This window comes from Shimia haliotis (assembly GCF_900114415.1).
In the GTDB taxonomy this organism is placed as follows: domain Bacteria; phylum Pseudomonadota; class Alphaproteobacteria; order Rhodobacterales; family Rhodobacteraceae; genus Shimia; species Shimia haliotis.
The window spans coordinates 704116-723115 of the sequence record NZ_FOSZ01000001.1; the positions used below are offsets into that span (position 1 = coordinate 704116).

The 19000-nt window shown below is 56.4% G+C and carries 18 protein-coding genes; 9 read left to right on the forward strand and 9 right to left on the reverse strand.

Going from position 1 to position 19000, the window contains the following annotated elements; genetic code table 11:
- Positions 1 to 115 precede the first annotated feature (115 nt).
- Positions 116 to 1483: a class II 3-deoxy-7-phosphoheptulonate synthase gene (locus BM069_RS03490; RefSeq protein WP_093320280.1), complete on the reverse strand. Its 1368-nt coding sequence runs from the start codon at positions 1481 to 1483 to the stop codon at positions 116 to 118.
- 164 nt (positions 1484 to 1647) lie between these two features.
- Here BM069_RS03490 and BM069_RS03495 point away from each other — a divergent pair, with 164 nt between their 5' ends.
- A complete protein-coding gene (locus tag BM069_RS03495; RefSeq protein WP_093320282.1) occupies positions 1648 to 2649 on the forward strand; it encodes a GlxA family transcriptional regulator in 1002 nt (333 codons plus the stop codon).
- On the opposite strand, the gene BM069_RS03500 is transcribed toward BM069_RS03495, so the two are convergent.
- Together BM069_RS03500 and BM069_RS03505 are read right to left on the reverse strand one after the other, a co-directional pair.
- On the reverse strand, positions 2650 to 3069 hold the full coding sequence (locus BM069_RS03500) for a hypothetical protein (protein WP_139216125.1): 420 nt from the start codon (positions 3067 to 3069) through the stop codon (positions 2650 to 2652).
- A 35-nt stretch (positions 3070 to 3104) separates the two neighbouring features.
- Positions 3105 to 4202, reverse strand: a complete 1098-nt coding sequence (locus BM069_RS03505) for a PQQ-dependent sugar dehydrogenase (protein WP_425288655.1) — start codon at positions 4200 to 4202, stop codon at positions 3105 to 3107.
- Positions 4203 to 4367: 165 nt separating this feature from the next.
- On the opposite strand from BM069_RS03505, the gene BM069_RS03510 reads away from it, so the two are divergent.
- The 6 genes from BM069_RS03510 (at position 4368) to BM069_RS03535 (ending at position 9913) form a co-directional block, all read left to right on the forward strand.
- Positions 4368 to 5555 carry an ABC transporter substrate-binding protein gene (locus BM069_RS03510; protein ID WP_093320288.1) on the forward strand — a complete coding sequence of 396 codons (1188 nt, stop codon included), beginning with the start codon at positions 4368 to 4370 and terminating at the stop codon, positions 5553 to 5555.
- A 97-nt stretch (positions 5556 to 5652) separates the two neighbouring features.
- Positions 5653 to 6435, forward strand: a complete 783-nt coding sequence (locus BM069_RS03515) for an ABC transporter ATP-binding protein (protein ID WP_093320290.1) — start codon at positions 5653 to 5655, stop codon at positions 6433 to 6435.
- Between the two features lie 63 nt (positions 6436 to 6498).
- Positions 6499 to 7326 carry an ABC transporter ATP-binding protein gene (locus BM069_RS03520; protein ID WP_093320292.1) on the forward strand — a complete coding sequence of 276 codons (828 nt, stop codon included), beginning with the start codon at positions 6499 to 6501 and terminating at the stop codon, positions 7324 to 7326.
- A 3-nt stretch (positions 7327 to 7329) separates the two neighbouring features.
- Entirely contained in the window at positions 7330 to 7602 is a 273-nt protein-coding gene (locus BM069_RS03525) for a hypothetical protein (RefSeq protein ID WP_093320295.1), read from the forward strand.
- On the forward strand, positions 7602 to 8612 hold the full coding sequence (locus BM069_RS03530) for a branched-chain amino acid ABC transporter permease (protein WP_093320298.1): 1011 nt from the start codon (positions 7602 to 7604) through the stop codon (positions 8610 to 8612). Before BM069_RS03525 ends, BM069_RS03530 begins: the two co-directional genes overlap by 1 nt.
- Positions 8609 to 9913 (forward strand): branched-chain amino acid ABC transporter permease, encoded by a 1305-nt coding sequence (locus tag BM069_RS03535; RefSeq protein ID WP_170846666.1) that lies wholly within the window; start codon positions 8609 to 8611, stop codon positions 9911 to 9913. The genes BM069_RS03530 and BM069_RS03535 overlap by 4 nt, the downstream gene beginning before the upstream one ends.
- A gap of 70 nt (positions 9914 to 9983) precedes the next feature.
- Here the strand turns inward: BM069_RS03535 and BM069_RS03540 are convergent, their stop codons facing one another.
- Positions 9984 to 11531 carry a helicase HerA-like domain-containing protein gene (locus BM069_RS03540; protein WP_093320300.1) on the reverse strand — a complete coding sequence of 516 codons (1548 nt, stop codon included), beginning with the start codon at positions 11529 to 11531 and terminating at the stop codon, positions 9984 to 9986.
- A 453-nt stretch (positions 11532 to 11984) separates the two neighbouring features.
- On the opposite strand from BM069_RS03540, the gene BM069_RS03545 reads away from it, so the two are divergent.
- A complete protein-coding gene (locus BM069_RS03545; protein WP_093320303.1) occupies positions 11985 to 12584 on the forward strand; it encodes an invasion associated locus B family protein in 600 nt (199 codons plus the stop codon).
- 57 nt (positions 12585 to 12641) lie between these two features.
- On the opposite strand, the gene BM069_RS03550 is transcribed toward BM069_RS03545, so the two are convergent.
- Genes BM069_RS03550 through BM069_RS03565 form a run of 4 tightly spaced genes read right to left on the reverse strand, consistent with a single transcriptional unit; the run spans position 12642 to position 16904 of the window.
- Positions 12642 to 13856: a beta-ketoacyl-[acyl-carrier-protein] synthase family protein gene (locus tag BM069_RS03550; RefSeq protein ID WP_093320305.1), complete on the reverse strand. Its 1215-nt coding sequence runs from the start codon at positions 13854 to 13856 to the stop codon at positions 12642 to 12644.
- A 31-nt stretch (positions 13857 to 13887) separates the two neighbouring features.
- Positions 13888 to 14145 (reverse strand): acyl carrier protein, encoded by a 258-nt coding sequence (locus BM069_RS03555; RefSeq protein WP_093320308.1) that lies wholly within the window; start codon positions 14143 to 14145, stop codon positions 13888 to 13890.
- Positions 14146 to 14174: 29 nt separating this feature from the next.
- Entirely contained in the window at positions 14175 to 15266 is a 1092-nt protein-coding gene (gene lpxD / locus BM069_RS03560; RefSeq protein ID WP_093320310.1) for a UDP-3-O-(3-hydroxymyristoyl)glucosamine N-acyltransferase, read from the reverse strand.
- A 30-nt stretch (positions 15267 to 15296) separates the two neighbouring features.
- A complete protein-coding gene (locus tag BM069_RS03565) occupies positions 15297 to 16904 on the reverse strand; it encodes a L,D-transpeptidase family protein (protein WP_093320313.1) in 1608 nt (535 codons plus the stop codon).
- A gap of 372 nt (positions 16905 to 17276) precedes the next feature.
- On the opposite strand from BM069_RS03565, the gene mepK reads away from it, so the two are divergent.
- A complete protein-coding gene (gene mepK / locus BM069_RS03570) occupies positions 17277 to 17846 on the forward strand; it encodes a peptidoglycan L,D-endopeptidase MepK (RefSeq protein WP_093320316.1) in 570 nt (189 codons plus the stop codon).
- A gap of 33 nt (positions 17847 to 17879) precedes the next feature.
- On the opposite strand, the gene BM069_RS03575 is transcribed toward mepK, so the two are convergent.
- Positions 17880 to 18950, reverse strand: a complete 1071-nt coding sequence (locus BM069_RS03575) for an ABC transporter transmembrane domain-containing protein (protein ID WP_093320319.1) — start codon at positions 18948 to 18950, stop codon at positions 17880 to 17882.
- Positions 18951 to 19000: the final 50 nt, after the last annotated feature.

Consider the following 19000-nt stretch of genomic DNA (forward strand, 5'->3'; position numbering starts at 1 on the left):
GGGGCCACTGGACATGGCACCCCGCCCTTTCTCTTTTTCAACAAATACTTAACGCGTAAATCTCACAAAAAAGGCGCCCCAAAAGGAGCGCCTTTCCCAGAGCGTTATGTGAGGTTCAGACCGCGGCGGCCTGACGGGCCACGTTCATTGCCGACAGTTCTTCGGCCACGAGAAACGCCAGTTCAAGCGACTGGGACGCGTTCAGGCGTGGATCACATGCGGTGTGGTAGCGCGCCGAAAGATCTTCTTCGGTCACAGCCCGCACGCCGCCGGTGCATTCGGTCACGTCTTGACCGGTCATTTCAAAATGCACACCGCCAGGGATTGTGCCCTCGGCCTTGTGTACGCCGAAGAATTCCCGCACTTCACGCAGCACGCTGTCGAAGGGACGGGTCTTGTAGCCCGTGGCCGACTTAATCGTGTTGCCGTGCATCGCGTCACAGGTCCACAGCACATTTGCACCTTCTTCTTTGACGGCCTTGATCAGGCGCGGCAGGTGCTCACCAACAGAGCCAGCACCGAAACGCGCGATCAGGGTCAGACGCCCTGCTTCGTTTTCGGGGTTCAGTTTCTCCATCAGAACCTTCAGGTCGTCCGCCGTGGTGGTTGGACCACATTTCAGACCAATCGGGTTTTGCACACCGCGGGCGAATTCAACATGCGCGCCGTCTGGTTGACGGGTGCGATCCCCGATCCAGATCATGTGGCCAGAGCCAGCAAGCCATTTGCCGGAGGTCGAATCCATACGCGTCAGCGCTTCTTCGTATTCCAGCAACAGCGATTCATGGCTGGTGTAGAAATCCACAGTTTGCAGCGAGTGCATCTTGTCAGACGTCACACCGGCGGCTTTCATGAAGTCGAGTGTGTCGCTGATGCGGTTGGCAAGATCGCGGTATTGCTCGGCTTTCTCGCCTTCGGTGAAGCCCAATGTCCAGGCATGGACCTGATGCACGTCGGCATATCCACCGGTCGAGAACGCACGAAGCAGGTTCAGCGTCGCAGCCGCCTGCGTGTAGGCCTGCAACATCTTGTGGGGGTCCGGAGTGCGGGATTTGGGCGAGAAGTCCAACTCGTTGATGATGTCGCCACGATAGCTGGGCAGTTCCACACCATCTACGACCTCAGTTGGCGCAGAACGCGGCTTGGCAAATTGGCCGGCCATGCGGCCCACTTTGACCACCGGCACCTTGGCACCATAGGTCAGCACCATCGCCATTTGCAGCATCACTTTGAACGTGTCGCGAATGCCATCCGCAGAGAACTGCTCAAAGCTCTCGGCGCAATCCCCACCCTGCAACAAAAAGGCCTCGCCGCGGGAGGCGGCACCAAGCTGGGCTTTCAGGCGGCGCGCCTCTCCGGCAAAAACCAATGGCGGATAGCTCGCGAGCTTGGCTTCTACAGCCTTCAGCTCTGCTTCATCCGTATAATCAGGCATCTGAACCCGGGGCTTTGCGCGCCAGTCAGATTTCTGCCATTCTGCCATTGTCTTTACTCCAATTAGACATTTAGAGCCCGCCTTATACATGCGGGAAAATGATAGCGCTATATGCTAATTTCGGCTCTTGACGGGGCCCATGTTTTCAGCGCTAAAGTCGGTCCTTAAACCGGGTTGAGGGACCCGCTCGCCTTGAAGGGGAAAAGGCATAAATGTCAAATACTTCGACAGTCAAAGTTGACGTGACACCGCCCAAAGCAAAGCGGTTTGTGTTTGTGTTGCTGGAAGACTTCACATTGCTGAGCTTTGCTTCGGCTGTGGATTGTTTGCGCCTGGCAAACCGACGGCTGGGCAGTGCGCACTATTCGTGGGTGCTGGTCGGCGAAGGCGGTGACTCGGTGTCGTCGTCGACGGAAACGACCTTTAAGCTGGACGAGGACCTCAGTGAGTTGCGCCGCGATGACACCATCGTTTTGTGCGGTGGGATCAATATCCAGACGGCCACCACAAAGAAACTTTTGAACTGGTTGCGTCGCGAAGCGCGCAAAGGCCCCGCGATTGCCGGCCTGTGTACCGCGTCTTTTACAATGGCCAAAGCGGGCTTGCTGGACGGCAAAAAGGCGACGATCCATTGGGAAAATCAGGACAGTTTCTCGGAGGAGTTTGAAGAGGTTGAACTGTCAAAATCGGTGTTCACGATTGATGGCAACCGGATGACCACCGCCGGTGGCACATCCTCTATCGACTTGTTTTTGCAGATTATTGCCACCGATCTGGGGGACGAGATCGCAAATTGGGTGGCCGACCAACAGATTTACAGTTCCATTCGAACCGATCAGGACACGCAGCGCTTGTCGGTGCCGACGCGGATTGGCGTCCGCCATCCAAAACTCAGCATGGTTATCCAAATGATGGAAGGCAATATCGAGGAACCGATCAGCCCTTCGCTTTTGGCCAAGGAAGTGGGTATGTCCACACGTCAGCTGGAAAGATTGTTCCGGCGGTATTTGAACCGGTCTCCAAAGCGCTATTATATGGAATTGCGGCTCCAGAAAGCGCGCAATCTTCTGATGCAGACAGATATGAGCGTGATCAATGTGGCCTTGGCCTGTGGCTTTGCCTCTCCGAGCCATTTCTCGAAGTGTTATCGCGCCCACTATGAAACCACCCCCTACCGTGAGCGCGGAACCCAATCGGCGCGATTGTCGATCTGATCAGAAGTTGGCGTTCAGGCTTTCAAAATCCGTGCTGTAGTCGATGTTGACGACATTAAAGCCGGAATTGGTGGCATGGATCAAAAGATAGACAAAGAAATAGCGGTTGTCTTCGTCCCAGTAGGCCAGAACTTCTTGGCGGAACCCGCTTTTCAGGGCTTCGCTGCGAACCGTATCATGGCCAACAAAGGTCTTGGGGTAGTGTTCCCAGAACCGGTTGTCGATGCGAACAATGTCATCGTCGCTCATCTCCATTTCGGGGCGCATCATCTTCAGCGCGTCCGATAGCCTTTGCTCCATCACCAGATTGTTAAATCGTTCAATCCCCTGATTAAAAGCTGTGCGCTGGTTGGTCTGCGCCGAGGCGGAGAAAGGCACTGTTAGACAAAGAGCGACAGCGAAGGCCAAGATTTTAAACATAATTTGATCCGTCATTGAGATGATTACCAGTGAGACTACTTGCTGGGGTCTATGCGGTAAAGCGTCCCGAGGTCTTCGGACAAGAACCAGATGCCGCCGTCCGGGCCTTCGCGCACATCGCGTACGCGCTTTGTCTCGGGCGTATTGATTTTCGCCACTTCCGAAAGCGGCGAGCCGGACAGAACGGATATATGGTCAGACTTGAGACTGCCGATAAACATGGCGTTGCGCCAGTTCGGCCACAGCTTGCCGGAATAAATCGCCATGCCAGACGGCGCGATAGATGGATCCCAGTAAAAAGCCGGCTGCTGCATACCGCTCTTGGCAGTGCCCTCGCCGATTTTCGCACCAGAATAATGCGTCCCATAGGAAATCACGGGCCACCCGTAGTTGGCGCCTTTTTTGATGCGGTTCACTTCATCGCCGCCCTTGGCGCCATGCTCAACAACCCATAGCCGGCCAGCGGAATCAAACGCCATGCCTTGCGGATTGCGATGCCCGTATGACCAGATTTCGGCCTGAGCGTTGGCGCGCTTTGCAAACGGGTTGTCTGGCGCCGACCGGCCGTCCCGCGTGATGCGGATCACGGATCCGTTGTGTCTGGACAAATCCTGCGCTGAGGGCTGATCTCCGCGCTCGCCGATGGTCACATAAAGATGCCCGTCCGGCGCTTCTGCGAGGCGGCTGCCAAAGTGGCGACCACCCCGATTGCCGGCCGTCATCTCAAAGATGACCTCCACATCGGTCAATTTACGTCCGTCCGAGCTTAGCCGTGCGCGCGCAACGGCCGTCCCTGAACCAGGTTTTTGTTTTTTTGAAAATGTTAGATAGATTTCCCGCCGCTCGGCAAAATCGCTTGGCACGAGAACATCGAGCAATCCGCCCTGCCCGTCGGTTTGCACTTTTGGCACGCCTGAAACGGAGTGACGTTGACCATTGGGAGAGATGTAGCGCAGCTTGCCACCACGTTCTGTGATGAGAAGTGCACCCTCCGGGAGAAATCCGAAACCCCAAGGCGTGCGAAGATTTTCCACCACCGGCTCAATGCGCAAGTCGGCGGCATCAAATGCCAAAACACCGCCGCCTGAAAGCAGAATGGAAACCGCGCAAACAATGGCTTTTAACATGTTCATTCAAAACACCTTTTGTATTTCTTTGGCTGGTCCTCAACGGGAGATCGAAAGGGTAGCACAGCTTCCCATAGACAGGTGATCAAGTTTTGGGCACTTGCCTCTTTTCTTTTGAAATCACCGCGCATAGGCTCACCGCAGTAAAAAATACCAATAGGGAGTGAAACCATGAAAAAACTGCTTTTGGCGACCGCCGCAGGCGCGCTGTTCGCAGGGGCCGCATCGGCCGAAGATATCAAACTGGGCGTGATCCTGGGCTTTACCGGTCCGATTGAATCGCTGACACCCTCGATGGCGGACGGCGCAGAGCTGGCGATGAAAGAAGTCACCGACAGCGGCAAGCTGCTTGGCGGTTCGGCGGTTATGCCTGTACGCGCTGACTCCACCTGTGTGGACGCCGCCGCAGCATCGGCAGCCGCAGAACGTCTGATCACCTCTGATGGCGTCAAAGGCATCATGGGCGCGGACTGCTCCGGTGTGACCGGCGCGATCCTGAACAACGTGGCGCTGGCCAACGGTGTTGTGATGATTTCCCCGTCCGCGACTTCGCCGGGCCTGAGCCACAACAACAACGAAGACAACGGCCTGTTCTTCCGCACCGCTCCGTCTGACGCGCGTCAGGGTGTTGTGATGACCGAAGTTCTGATGGAAGAAGGCATCAAAGAAGTTGCGGTGACCTACACCAACAACGACTATGGTAAAGGTCTGGCAGACAGCTTCCAGGCAGCGTTTGAAGCGGCTGGCGGCACCGTCACCATCAACGCAGCCCACGAAGACGGCAAAGCCGACTACTCCGCAGAAGTTGGCGCACTGGCAGCAGCCGGTGGCGACCGTCTGGTGGTTGCAGGCTACGTCGACCAGGGTGGTTCCGGCATCGTTCGTGCGGCAATCGACTCCGGCGCGTTTGACACCTTCCACTTCCCCGATGGCATGATTTCCGACAAGCTGCAGGAAAACTTCGGCGACGAAATCGAAGGCTCCACCGGTCAGCACCCCGGCACCGACAGCCCGGGCGCGGCAAAGTTCACCGAACTGGTTGGCGGCGCGTTTGACGCATCTTCGCCTTTCACACCGGAAAGCTATGACGCGGCGGCTCTGATCATGCTGGCGATGCAGGCAGCGGGTTCTTCTGATCCGGCAGCCTACAAAGACAAAGTCATGGACGTTGCAAACGCACCTGGCGAAATGATCTATCCGGGTGAACTGGGCAAAGCTCTGGAGATCCTCGCTGGTGGTGGCGACATCGACTACGTCGGCGCAACCGCAGTTGAACTGATCGGCGCGGGTGAGTCGGCAGGCAACTATCGTCAGATCGTGGTTAAAGGCGGCGAAATCACCACTGCTAAGTATCGCTAAACCTTTGGTAATCTAAGATCAAAAGCAGCTCGGCTTGTCCGGGCTGCTTTTCAATATATAAAGCGCAGAAAAAACAACTGTGCACGGGGGTGTAACCATGATCGTCGTTGAAGACGTTCACAAACATTTCGGAGGCTTTCACGCCGTAGACGGCGCGAGTCTTGAAATCGAGACCGGATCAATCACCGGCCTCATCGGTCCAAACGGAGCCGGAAAAACCACACTTTTCAACGTGATTGCAGGTGTTCTTGCTCCTACCTCTGGTCGAGTGACCATGGATGGCGAAGACATCACTGGCCTGCCGCCGCATACGCTTTTTCACAAAGGCCTGCTGCGCACCTTCCAGATCGCGCATGAATTTAGCTCAATGAGCTGTCGCGAAAACCTGATGATGGTGCCCGGAGACCAATCCGGCGAGACCCTTTGGAACACGTGGTTTGGCCGCAAGCGCATCGCCAACGAGGAACGCGCATTGCGGGCCAAGGCGGACGAAGTGCTTGAATTCCTTACGATTGAGCATCTTGCCGATCACAAGGCCGGTCAGGTGTCGGGCGGTCAGAAGAAGCTGCTGGAACTGGGCCGCACCATGATGGTGGACGCGAAAATCGTGTTTCTGGATGAGGTTGGCGCGGGGGTGAACCGCACGCTTCTGAACACCATCGGCGATGCCATTCAGCGCCTGAACAAAGAGCGCGGCTATACCTTTGTTGTGATCGAACACGACATGGATTTCATTGGTCGTCTTTGCGATCCGGTGATCTGTATGGCGGAGGGCAAAGTCCTCGCCGAAGGCACGCTTGATGAAATCAAGGCCAATGAACAGGTGATCGAGGCGTATCTCGGCACCGGTCTCAAGAACAAGGATAAGCTGGAAGCGTGACGTCGGTATCGCGTCGGTATTCCGGCGGTATCGCGACGGTGCAAATCCAGCGGGGAGTGAGTGATGACGGGCAATCCGTATCAAGACGATCGTGGCAACAAAGATGCCTCGATCACCAATCCCAAAGGCGGTGGCGAGATGATCCCCTCCGTCGGGACTGGCAAAGAAATGAACACAACGGACGCCTTCTTGGTCGGCGACAGCATGACCGGTGGTTATGGCAAAGACGGGCCGGACATCCTGCATGATTGCACGATTGCTGTGAACCCGGGCGAGATTGCCGTGATTGTCGGGCCGAACGGTGCTGGCAAATCCACGGGCATGAAAGCGGTCTTTGGCATGCTCAATCTGCGCCAAGGGTCGGTGCGGCTGGATGGTGAAGACATCACCAACCTGAGCCCGCAGGATCGTGTGGCCAAAGGCATGGGGTTTGTGCCGCAGACCAACAACATCTTCACGTCGATGACGGTTGAAGAAAACCTCGAGATGGGCGCGTTCATCCGCACGGATGATTTCTCGGACACGATGGAGCAGGTCTATGGCCTCTTCCCGATCCTGAAGGAAAAGCGCAACCAGCCAGCGGGCGAACTCTCCGGTGGTCAGCGTCAGCAGGTCGCCGTGGGGCGGTCGCTGATGACGCAGCCCAAGGTTTTGATGCTCGATGAGCCGACCGCAGGCGTGTCGCCCATCGTTATGGACGAATTGTTTGACCGCATCATCGAGGTCAGCCGCACCGGCATTCCGATCCTGATGGTCGAGCAAAACGCCCGTCAGGCGTTGGAAATCGCCGACAAGGGTTATGTGCTGGTTCAGGGGCGCAATGCCTTTACCGGTACAGGCAAAGACCTTCTCGCGGATGAAGAAGTCCGCAAGTCGTTCTTGGGGGGCTGAGGGATGATCTTTACTAAGGTAGCAACCTACATTGCGGCACTGATGTGTGTTTTGGGGGTTTTGAGGATGGCGATGGTTTTGGCCTTCGGATCCGATCCAGAAATGATGAAAGCATATGTCGGTGGTAAAAGTCCTGGGCACTACATTGATCAAGCTACTGTGGTCATATTCTACGGCTTGGTCGTCGGCGTTCTTACTGAAATCAGCCGCTCGATCGCGCGATTGAACAGCAAATCGGTTTCCGATCAAAGAAACCAAGTAGAGGGCGGAGAATAATGGACTTCCTCAACGCCCTTGTGGCGCTTTCTAACTTTGTCATCATCCCCGCGATTGCCTATGGCAGCCAGCTGGCGCTTGGCGCGCTGGGGGTTACGCTGATCTATGGCATACTGCGGTTTTCGAACTTTGCCCATGGCGACACCATGGCCTTTGGGGCGATGCTCGCGGTACTCATCACCTGGTGGTTCCAGTCGATGGGTGTCAGCTTTGGCGTTCTACCGACCGCCCTGCTCGCCTTGCCCTTTGCCATTCTTGGCACCATGGCGCTCGTATTGATAACCGACCGCATGGTCTATCGCTTCTATCGAGAACAAAAGGCCAAGCCGGTGATCCTTGTGATCGTGTCGATGGGCGTGATGTTCATCATGAACGGTCTGGTTCGTTTTATCATTGGCCCGAACGATCAGAAGTTCGCCGATGGTGAGCGGTTCATCATCTCGGTGCGCGAATTCAAGGCGATGACCGGCCTTAAGGAAGGTCTGGCAATCAAAACCACGCAGGGCATCACCGTTGTTGTGGCGATCATTGCGGTCGCCCTGCTCTTCTGGTTCCTGAACCGGACACGCACGGGTAAATCCATGCGTGCCTACTCGGACAACGAGGATCTGGCGCTGCTGTCGGGCATCAACCCCGAGCGCGTGGTAATGTACACATGGCTGATCGTGGCCGCATTGGCGACCACCGCCGGTGTGCTTTACGGTCTCGATAAATCCTTCAAACCCTTTGTCTACTTCCAGCTTCTGCTGCCGATCTTTGCTTCCGCAATTGTCGGTGGCCTTGGCAGCCCGTTGGGCGCCATTGCCGGTGGCTTTGTGATTGCCTTCTCGGAAGTCACGATCACCTACGCTTGGAAGAAAGTGCTGAAATACTTGATGCCGGAGAGTCTTGAGCCCTCCAGCCTCGTGCAATTGCTCAGTACAGACTACAAATTTGCCGTCAGCTTTGTGATCCTGATCGTGGTTCTGCTGTTCAAGCCGACCGGCCTGTTTAAGGGGAAATCGGTATGAGCGAACAAATGAAAAATACCGCTCTCTTCGTGCTGGTCTTTGCGATGATCGCGCTGACCGGCATCATGCAAAGCTGGAACGTTGCGCTGCTTATTCTCAACATGGGGCTGATCTCGGCCATCATGGCGTTGGGTGTGAACCTTCAGTGGGGCTTTGCCGGTCTGTTTAACGTCGGTGTCATGGGCTTTGTCGCCCTTGGTGGTCTGGCAGTTGTTTTGACCTCTGCGGCACCGGTTGAAGGTGCCTGGAGCGCTGGCGGCTGGCGGATCGTCATTGCGTTGTTGGCGGGTGCCGGCACCATCGTGGGCACCGTTATGGTGCGTCAACGTATGGCCGCGGGTCGTGCGCGCAATATCGCGACCATTGTTCTGCTACTTGGCGGTTTCTTCCTCTATCGCGGTATCTTTGATCCCGGTGTGGAAGCGGTTGAAGCCATCAACCCTGCCCTGCAAGGCAACCTTGGTGGTCTGAATCTGCCGGTTCTGATGGCGTGGCCGATGGGTGGTTTGCTGGCGGCTGGCGTGGCTTGGCTGATTGGTAAGACCGCTTTGGGCCTGCGCTCGGACTATCTGGCGATTGCGACGCTCGGGATTGCGGAAATCATCATTGCGGTGATGAAAAACGAAGACTGGCTGGCGCGTGGTGTGAAAAACGTGGTCGGTCTGGACCGTCCGGTGCCTTATGAGATTGACCTGCAAAACACGTCTTCTTTTGTGAACCGTGCCGAGGGGCTTGGGCTTGATCCGGCGACGGCGTCGTCGCTTTTCGTGAAGCTCAACTACTCGATTCTGTTCGCGATTGTGCTGGTCTTGATCTTTGTTGCGGCGCAGTTGGCACTGAAGTCCCCATGGGGTCGGATGATGCGCGCGATCCGTGACAACGAGGTCGCGGCCGAAGCAATGGGCAAGGATGTCACCAACCGCCACCTGCAAATCTTTGTGCTGGGCTCCGCGGTTTGCGGCGTTGCTGGTGCGATGATGACCACCTTGGACGGTCAGTTGACGCCGGGCACCTATAACCCGCTGCGTTATACCTTCCTGATCTGGGTGATGGTGATTGTTGGCGGGTCCGGCAACAACCTTGGCGCAGTTTTGGGCGGTTTCCTGATCTGGTTCCTTTGGGTTCAGGTGGAGCCGATGGGCCTATTCCTGATGGAGCTGATCACCTCTGGCATGGCGGAAGGCAGCGGATTGAAGAAACATCTGATCGACAGCGCGGCACATATGCGCCTGTTGACGATGGGTGTGATCCTGCTGTTGGTGCTGAGGTTCAGTCCACGGGGCCTTATCCCCGAGAAGTAATAAAAAAAGGCGCCCTAAGGGGCGCCTTTTGCCTTCGGCGAGAGTATTTGCTCAAGTAAGAAGCGCAGCGTCAGCGCCCCTTAAATAGGCCGCCCAGAATGCCACGCACGATGCGCCGGCCTGTGGTGCCGGATAGCTCTTTCACAACCATTTTGGTCATGGCTTCGCCAAATGTGTCGTCTGCCCGCACCCGCAATGTGCGCGATGAGCTGCGGCGAACACGGGTGCCGGAGTAGCGGCGCGCAGAGGAAAATTCGCGCTCTGCGACGCTCATCTCTTCTTCTTTGGCTTCCGCGGCTTCGGCCTCTGCAGCGGCTTTTTCGGAGCGCTCTTGCAGAATTTCATAAGCTGACCGTCGATCGACCAGTTGGTCATATTTGCCTGCCATCGGGGAAGATGCGACCACATTGCGTCGGGTCGCAGGGTCCAAGGGGCCGAGTTGTGAACTTGGTGGGCGGATCAAAGTGCGCTCAACAATTCCGGGGACGCCCTTTTTCATCAGCATGGATGTGACGGCTTCTCCGACCCCGACTTCCCGGATGGCTGCTTCTGTGTCAAAGCGCGGATTTGGGCGATAGGTTTCGGACGCCATTTTGAGCGCCTTGCGATCGCGCGCGGTAAAGGCACGCAGTGCGTGTTGCACGCGATTGCCGAGCTGGCCAAGGATGTCTTCGGGGATGTCGTCGGGATTTTGGGTGACAAAATACACGCCGACCCCCTTGGAGCGGATCAGGCGCGCGACCTGTTCAACCTTGTCCACCAGCGCCTTGGGCGCGCCATCAAACAGCAGGTGTGCCTCGTCAAAGAAGAAAACCAGTTTCGGTTTGTCCGGGTCTCCGACCTCAGGCAGTTCTTCGAACAATTCAGAAAGCAACCAAAGCAGGAAGGTTGCGTAAAGACGCGGGGCGCCCATGAGTTTGTCTGCCGCGAGGATGTTGATCTGGCCGCGACCATCCGCCCCCACGTGCATCAAATCGCCAAGTTCCAGCGCCGGTTCGCCAAAGAGTTTGTTGGCCCCCTGGTTTTCCAGGACAAGCAAGCGCCGCTGAATGGCGCCGATCGAATGCACCGATACGTTGCCATAGCGCAGAGCGATCTCGCCGCGATTTTCTCCGAGCCAGACCAGCAGAGCTTGCAAATCCTTCAGATCGAGCAGCGGCAGGCCCTTTTCGTCCGCCAGTCGGAAAGCGATGTTGAGCACACCTTCCTGGGCTTCGGTCAGCTCCATCAGGCGCGACAGCAGAAGAGGCCCCATTTCAGAAACCGTTGTGCGCACCGGATGACCCTGTTCCCCAAACAGATCCCAGAACGTCACCGGAAAGCCGCGATAGGCATAATCATCAAAGCCGATTTTCACGGCGCGGTCGGTGAAGGCCTGATGTAATTTGAAAGTCTCGGAGCCGGCGGCGGCGAGCCCTGACAGATCACCTTTGACGTCAGACAGGAAAACAGGAACTCCCGCCGCGGCAAATCCCTCAGCAAGGATTTGCAATGTCACGGTTTTTCCCGTGCCTGTCGCCCCTGCGACAAGGCCGTGCCGGTTGGCGTATTTCAGTGTCAGGCCTTGCTTGTCGCCATAAGCCTCCCCGCCACCACCAATAAAGATTTTTCCGTCCATGCTGTCCCTTTTATTCTTTTCAGCGCAAAAACCGCGATCTACTTTTCGGAAAGAATAAGCAGGTCTGACGAAACCCGCCAGCCTTCTCCGGACACTGCAAATCTCAAAAGTGAATGTCAGCGACCGACACAGCGCCCCTTCGAGGCCATCGGAGAGATGGTTAACAAGTAACCCATCGATATCCTTAAAAAAATCCACAGAGCCTGTTGACGGGTAAGGAATTTAACCGTAGCGTCCTTGGCAATGAATAAGTCGGCCAGTCCGACGGGGAGTGAAATTTAAAAGGGCCCACCGCGTTGGGCCCTTTTATCTTTTTCAAAACGCGCTGTCCGATCTTTTGGGGACAGGCAAAAAATCGCTCGCAATGCGTCTTCAGTCACGTTCTTTTTTTCTGACATCGCCTGACTGGCGTGGTAATCGAAGGACGATTTCAAGCTATTGACGGGAACAACAATGCCCAAACTTTCGCAACTTCTTGCCGCTGCTGTTTTTGCGGTCTCCGCCGTGCCTGCTTTTGCACAGGTCGGTTCGCTGTCTGACGGATCTCTGGCGATGGGAGAAAAAGTCGAGGCAGTGCCGCAGGCCGCGCCCACAGGCACCACCGCTGATGTATCATCGGAACTGCATGGCGACTGGGATTTGCAATGCGCAAAAGAGGGTGTGGAGCCGCGCCCCTGTCGTATGTATCAGTTGATGAATGATCAGAACGGCAGTCCGATTTCGGAAATCACATTGTTCAAACTGCCTGCGCAAGATGGAAACGCTGTTGCTGGCGCCACCATCATCGTGCCGCTGGAAACGCTGCTTCCGGCGCAGTTGACCATCGCGATTGATGGCGAAAACGCCCAGCGGTATCCGTTTGCCTTCTGCAATCAGGTTGGCTGTATCGCGCGTCTTGGTCTGACCGGCGAAGATGTGGACAATTTGAAATCCGGCAGCGCGGCGTCGATCGTGATCGTTCCGGCGGCAGCGCCCGATCAGGTGGTCAATGTTACGATGTCCCTGAAGGGGTTCACCTCCGCGTTTGACAAGGCCGGTCCGGTTCCAAACTGATTTGAAGGACCACATGAATTGAGAAGCCGCCCCTTTGGGCGGCTTTTTTGTTGGGCCTCAGAAGCGGCGTAGCGCGAGAACTGCGTTCAACCCGCCAAAGGCAAAGGCATTGGACAGGGCCACGTCGACCTTGGCTTCGCGGGCCTCGTTTGGCACAACGTCCAGAGCACATTCCGGATCGGCCTCTTCATAACCAATGGTTGGCGCAACGACGCCGTCGCGCACCGCCATGATGCAGGCCAAAAGCTCCACGGCGCCCGTGCCACCGATCAGATGTCCATGCATGGATTTTGTGGACGAGATCATCAGATCATCCGCATGTGGGCCGAACACATCAGCCACGGCGCTACATTCGGTTTTGTCGTTGGCCGCCGTGCCGGTACCGTGGGCGTTGATATAGCCAACCTGATCGCGGGAGATGCCGGCATTCTCAAGCGCGCCGGCGATGGCGCGGGCCGCGCCCTGCTTTGAGGGCATCACAATATCGGCCGCATCTGAGCTCATGGCAAACCCCACCACTTCGGCCAGAATTTCTGCCCCCCGCGCTTGGGCGTGTGCGAGCTCTTCAAAGACAAAAACACCTGCGCCTTCGCCCTGAACCATGCCGCTGCGATTGGCGGAGAATGGGCGGCAGGCGTCCTTGGACATTACGCGCAGCCCTTCCCAGGCTTTGACGCCGCCAAAGCACAACATGGATTCCGCACCGCCGGTGATCATGACCGGAGCCATGCCCGCCCTCACCATTTGAAAAGCTTGAGCCATGGCGTGATTGGAACTAGCGCAGGCAGACGAGACCGTAAAGCTCGGGCCCTTGAGATTAAATTCCATGCTGACATGGCTGGCGGCGGCATTGTTCATCAGCTTGGGCACCACGAAGGGATGCACCCGATTTTTGCCGTCCTCGTAAACCGTGCGATAGTTTTCATCCAGCGTTTGCATGCCGCCGCCGGAATTGCCCAAAACAACACCGGATTTCGCCGACAGATCGCCGTGAAAATTCAAACCAGCCTGCGCAATGGCTTCCCGAGCGGCAACCAGTGCAAACTGGGTGAAGCGGTCAAACAGGGCCATCTGCTGACGGTTGAAAATCTGCTCGGCGCCAAAATCCTGAACCTGCGCACCGATTTGCACCGCGAGGCGTTCCACATCCCGCACTTTGAGAGGACCAATGCCGCACCGCCCCTCTCGCATGGCTTCGAGGGTTTGATCCACATTGTGACCCAGTGCATTGACCGTTCCGGCCCCTGTGATCACCACACGTTTGTCTGTCATTATCCTGTTCGCGCAGCTTCCGGCGCGTCCTTTATGTCTGTTCGGCGATCAGTTTTTCGATGCCGGACACGATGCTCGCCACCGACGAGATATCAAAATCGCTGGCGGTCGGTTCGTTGGCGTTGAAGGGCACGGAAATGTCAAAAGCCTCTTCGATCGCAAAGATGCTTTCGACCAGCCCCAAGCTGTCGATGCCCAGATCCTCGAGCGAGCTTTCAAGAGTCACATCCGAGGTCTCTAGAACCGCTTGTTCTGCAATGATTTCAATAACCTTGTCTTGAACGCTCATGTGATGTCCTTTCCACGTCTGTGCCCGATTTAGCCACTAGACCCGTCTTTGGAAACAGATTTTTGAAGCTCTGCCACCTGTTTGATCAGCCGCGGCAATCTGCGCAGGCTTTTATACATATCCAGGTTCAGGTCCATCTTGACCGCGGGGTAGCCCAGGACCACCTGACCGGCAGGCACTTTGTTGAGGATTTTGCTGGCGCCGCCGGCGATCACATTGCTGCCAACCGTGGTGTTGTCGGTGACGCCGACCTGTCCGCCAAACACCACGTTGTCGCCAATAGTCGTGGATCCCGCTATGCCGACCTGAGCGGCAAACAGGCAATCGTTGCCGACGGTCACATTGTGGGCAATGTGCACAAGGTTGTCGATTTTGGTTCCGTTGCCGATGCGGGTGTCGCGTATGGTGCCGTAGTCTATGCAGGCGTTGGCGCCCATTTCGACGTCGTCACCTACAGCCACAGCACCCAAGGAATGAATACGGGCCCAGTTCTGACTTGTGACTTCGCCTTGATCGCCAAGGCTTTCGCGGGCCTTTTCAACACCGGATTCCTCTGGAGTTACAAAGGACATACCATCCGCGCCGATGCGTGCGCCCGGTTGTGCTCTGAAACGAGCGCCAATTGTTACGCGCGCGCCGATCGAGACATGATCGCGAAGATAAGCGCCTTCGCCCAAAACGCTGTCCGCGCCGATGTGACAGAACGGGCCAATGACGCTGTTTGCACCGATCTGCGCTCGCGGGCCGATGATGGCGTAGGGACCAACCGACACCGACGCCCCCAACTGAGCGGTTTCGTCAATCAGCGCGGTCGGATGAACGCCATCGGCAAAATGCTGCCCAGGGTCCATCATCGTGGTGAGCCCCGACATGGCAAAGCGGCCGCGTGTGGCGATGATCGCGGCTTCCAGCCCCAGAGATTGCCAATCGGCGCCAGGCCAAAGCAAGGCAACGCGCGCCTGCCCTTGTGCCAAACCATCGGCGAATTTGGGATTTGTCAGCAATGCCAAGTCATTAGGACCAGCCGAAGCCGGTTCAGATACACGCTCGACAATAAGATCGGTGTTGCCAAAAGCCTCAGCGTCCAAGGCTTTTGCGATTTCAAGAACGGAATAGGTCATAGGTGCCCCCAATTGGCTCTTGGGGAATATTTAGCCCTGATGACCGGGTAGCGCCACCCCTTGGCTTTCCAGAGCTTTCCAGATTTTGGCGTCACGCCCATAGACGTCACGGCGATACTGGACCGGTCCTTTCGCTTCGGTATAGGCGGTGCGGTAGATGATGTGCACCGGAACCTCAGTGACCAGATCAACCTTGGTTTCGCGTCCGGTTTTCAGGCGTTTCTGGAAGAAATCCTTGGGGTTGTCTTCCTGTTTGGCCAGAAGCGCATAGGCGAAATCAAAAGGCTGATGCAGCCGGATACAGCCATGGCTGAAGGCGCGGGTTTCGCGCTTGAACAATGCCTTTTGCGGCGTGTCGTGCAGATAGATGTTGTGTTTGTTGGGGAACATGAATTTCACAAGACCCAAGGCATTGCGGCTGCCGGGGGCCTGTTTCATGTCAAACGGGAAATTACGGGTGGAATACTGCGAGAAATCCACCTGACTGCGATCCACTGTTTGACCGCGGCCGTTCACCAATCGCAAATAGCCAACCGCATTAGGGTTGTTCTTGAGCATGGGCAGGTATTCTTTGGTGGCGATCGAGCGCGGCACGTTCCACGTCGGGTTGATCACCATATGCTCCATCACGTCAGAAAACTCGGGACTGCGACGGTCGGATTGGTTTTTGCCGACAACCGAACGGGTGCGGAAGGTCAGCTTGCCATCGTCGAGAATTTTGGCGGTGAAATCCGTGAGGTTCACAAGAATTTCGCGCCCCTCGATTTTGCGGTCCAGCCAACGTTCGCGCTCCATCGCCACCAAAACGGATTTCAGGCGATGTTCCGGGCTGCGGTTCACCTCTTCGATGGTGCCTTTGCCGGCAACTCCGTCCGCCTCCAGCCCATGCGCAATTTGAAAGGCCTGAACCGCTTTTTCCATGTCACGGTCATAGCTCGCGGCGGCCGATCGCTCCATAAACCCAAGCGCAATCAAACGGTTGCGAAGTTTGACAATGGAGGCACCGCTGTCGCCGGGCTCATATTTTCCAACAGGCACGGTTTCACCCCAACCGCCACTCGCAATCAGCGCCTCAAGGCGCATGCGCTCTTTCTTCAGGCGCAGGTATTCGGCGGCTTGCGGTGCCAGATCACGCATGAACTGCGTCGGGTCGGAACTGTTTGCCAAAGACGTCATCAGCTCGGACCGGTCGCGTTTTTTGATTTCGCGCACCAGTCCATCGTCGATCGTGCGGGGATCCAACATGCCGGAGGTCAGGTCGCGCGCGTACTTCAGATAAAGGCGGCTCAGTTCAACCTCAACCATCCCAAGATCGCGTTTGGACCGTGCGGCGGCCATTTTGCCAACCAGCGCATCGACATCATAGCGCGCAGCGGGCAAGCCATGATCATCCGCATTAACCAGCGCATTGATCAGGGCCTTGCGGCGTTCGCGGGCGATGTCGGTGTCAGCGGTCCAAAGCGGCGCATAATCAGCGCTGCGATAATAGGCGGCGATGCCATCATCGCGCGCAGCGGCCTCGGCCACGGCCTGTTTAAAGACAGGAAATGCCACCGCAGGCGTGGCTGAAACCACAGCCCCGCTGAGAATGGCGGCGATGACAACAGAAGACATCCGACGACGGAACCCAAACAGCATAAACTTTACCCTCAGAAATTTCCCACCTGTTCGGCGAGGCGTTTTTTGCCAGCTTTACCCATGGCTTTTAAGCTGTCTAATCACAACTTCTTCAAAGCTCAAACCCGAATGATCTGTGTGACCAATTCGCGTCTCAAGTAACGGAAAGCAAGAACACAAACAGAACAAATCGCGGTCTTTCCTTATATTTTGCGCGTTTTTCTCGATCTTAAGCAATTTTTCGCCTAATTCCGCCAATATCAAAGTCAAGTCGGAAATGAGTTCTTGGAGCGTGAATCCATGTGTGTCATAAATTGCGCACATCTGAGGGGATGGGAACACAATCGCGTAACATCGCGGTGGCAGGTAAGCGACGGGACAGGCGCTGAAACTATGAAAAAATCTTGCTCTACGAGCATCTCCAGACGTGCGCTCTTGGGCGCCTTTGCAGCTACGACGCTTTCGGCTGCACCAACTTTCTCCAAGGCGGCAGGCTTCCTGCGCGGTGGCGGCGATATCCGGCGCGTGCGTATGTATTCCGGCCGTACCGGCGAAAAGCTCGACACGATTTATTGGGTCGAAGGCAAATACATCAAAGACGCAGTCAAAGAGGTCAACGCCTTCATGCGCGACTGGCGTACGAATGACGTGATCTCGATTGACACGCGCACCATCGACATCATGGCAGCCGCGCACAATCTTTTGGATGTGAGCGAACCCTATATGCTGCTTTCCGGTTATCGCAGCCCGGCGACAAACAACATGCTGCGCTCGCGTTCGCGGGGTGTGGCGAAGAATTCGCTGCATATGAAAGGCCAGGCCGCAGATTTGCGTCTGGCGTCGCGGTCCGTGAACCAAATGGCGAAAGCCGCCGCCGCCTGTCGCGCGGGTGGGGTTGGACGGTACTCCGGTTCCAACTTTGTGCATATGGATTGCGGTCCTGTACGGACCTGGGGGCGCTAAGGCCCCTTCCCTGTCCCAAGATCAAGGCGTCCCCTAGGGCGCCTTTTTTGTTGCCTTGCGAGTGGTTGGCATGGCGAATGCGTCGCTGCTTTTGAGGATCAATTCGAATTTGACCCGCGCCGCGCTCAGTTCCTTGTAGAAATTCAACAATAAGCGCCAAGGGGAATTGATCCGCTCCAAGGCCGAGATCGACGCAACAACGGTGCCGACGTCTGTACGGCCGTCTTTCATCAAAAGCCCGCCGATCACCAAAATACCGACCAGACCAATGCCGCTGATAACGTTCATGGCCATTTTCATCGACAGTTTCAGCCGAAAGATGCCGCGGCGCGTGACGTAAATTTCGTCAAAATCCTCAAAAATTTTCTCCTGTACCTGATGAATATCCTTGAGTTCTTCCTCGGAGATGTCGGAGGAGGCTCGACGCAACACGATGGTGCGGTCTTTGACCCGACGGTTGACCCGTTCCTGCAACGTCAGAACAATCGCGGCTTGTGGCAGGATGATCAGAACCAGAAAGGCGCCGAGGTAGGGCTGGGTCGAGGCCACATAGCTGACGACGGACACCAGCGTGCCCACTTGCAACAACGGGTTCGCGACCGCCTGACCGACAAAGCGGCCCACCTCTTCGGCCTCAGCGGCAATGATCGTGGCGAGCGTGCCAGTATTGGGCCGTCGCGTCGCTTCGGGATCGTGGTGGGCGGCGTAGACTCGGCCCCTTATCCGGCGGATGGTGTCTTCGCCCAAAAGGGAACTGCGGTAGTTCAGGGCGAATTTGAACACGTTGGTGATCACAATCACCGCCAGATAGCCGCCACACAGCAAGAACAGTGCTTTGGTTTCCAGATCAGGCCCGAGGCTGTTTATGATGTCTTTCTGAAAACGCAGCGGCGCCGCGGCCAGACCTGCAACAATCAGTGACAAAATCACGAGCAAAATCTGTGCCCGCCCCGTGTTGCGCCAAATGCGCACATAAAAATCCCACATGTGGTGCCTCGTTCTGATACCCGTTGCGACCACTATTTCATGCCCGCAGGGAATTGCCAGCGTTTCACGGCCGTTGTCACCGAAACCGGTCAAATCGCAGGTCAGTTGACGTGTCATAGCTCTTCATGCCGGTGGGCTGAGCCGCAAAGTATTCAAGTCAAAGGGAA

What these genes read in the sequence shown, in the direction of transcription:
- BM069_RS03490 (WP_093320280.1), bottom strand. Translation starts at nt 1,483, where the DNA reads ATGGCAGAATGGCAGAAATCTGACTGGCGCGCAAAGCCCCGGGTTCAG.
- BM069_RS03495 (WP_093320282.1), top strand. Translation starts at nt 1,648, where the DNA reads ATGTCAAATACTTCGACAGTCAAAGTTGACGTGACACCGCCCAAAGCA.
- BM069_RS03500 (WP_139216125.1), bottom strand. Translation starts at nt 3,069, where the DNA reads ATGTTTAAAATCTTGGCCTTCGCTGTCGCTCTTTGTCTAACAGTGCCT.
- BM069_RS03505 (WP_425288655.1), bottom strand. Translation starts at nt 4,202, where the DNA reads ATGAACATGTTAAAAGCCATTGTTTGCGCGGTTTCCATTCTGCTTTCA.
- BM069_RS03510 (WP_093320288.1), top strand. Translation starts at nt 4,368, where the DNA reads ATGAAAAAACTGCTTTTGGCGACCGCCGCAGGCGCGCTGTTCGCAGGG.
- BM069_RS03515 (WP_093320290.1), top strand. Translation starts at nt 5,653, where the DNA reads ATGATCGTCGTTGAAGACGTTCACAAACATTTCGGAGGCTTTCACGCC.
- BM069_RS03520 (WP_093320292.1), top strand. Translation starts at nt 6,499, where the DNA reads ATGACGGGCAATCCGTATCAAGACGATCGTGGCAACAAAGATGCCTCG.
- BM069_RS03525 (WP_093320295.1), top strand. Translation starts at nt 7,330, where the DNA reads ATGATCTTTACTAAGGTAGCAACCTACATTGCGGCACTGATGTGTGTT.
- BM069_RS03530 (WP_093320298.1), top strand. Translation starts at nt 7,602, where the DNA reads ATGGACTTCCTCAACGCCCTTGTGGCGCTTTCTAACTTTGTCATCATC.
- BM069_RS03535 (WP_170846666.1), top strand. Translation starts at nt 8,609, where the DNA reads ATGAGCGAACAAATGAAAAATACCGCTCTCTTCGTGCTGGTCTTTGCG.
- BM069_RS03540 (WP_093320300.1), bottom strand. Translation starts at nt 11,531, where the DNA reads ATGGACGGAAAAATCTTTATTGGTGGTGGCGGGGAGGCTTATGGCGAC.
- BM069_RS03545 (WP_093320303.1), top strand. Translation starts at nt 11,985, where the DNA reads ATGCCCAAACTTTCGCAACTTCTTGCCGCTGCTGTTTTTGCGGTCTCC.
- BM069_RS03550 (WP_093320305.1), bottom strand. Translation starts at nt 13,856, where the DNA reads ATGACAGACAAACGTGTGGTGATCACAGGGGCCGGAACGGTCAATGCA.
- BM069_RS03555 (WP_093320308.1), bottom strand. Translation starts at nt 14,145, where the DNA reads ATGAGCGTTCAAGACAAGGTTATTGAAATCATTGCAGAACAAGCGGTT.
- lpxD (WP_093320310.1), bottom strand. Translation starts at nt 15,266, where the DNA reads ATGACCTATTCCGTTCTTGAAATCGCAAAAGCCTTGGACGCTGAGGCT.
- BM069_RS03565 (WP_093320313.1), bottom strand. Translation starts at nt 16,904, where the DNA reads ATGCTGTTTGGGTTCCGTCGTCGGATGTCTTCTGTTGTCATCGCCGCC.
- mepK (WP_093320316.1), top strand. Translation starts at nt 17,277, where the DNA reads ATGAAAAAATCTTGCTCTACGAGCATCTCCAGACGTGCGCTCTTGGGC.
- BM069_RS03575 (WP_093320319.1), bottom strand. Translation starts at nt 18,950, where the DNA reads ATGACACGTCAACTGACCTGCGATTTGACCGGTTTCGGTGACAACGGC.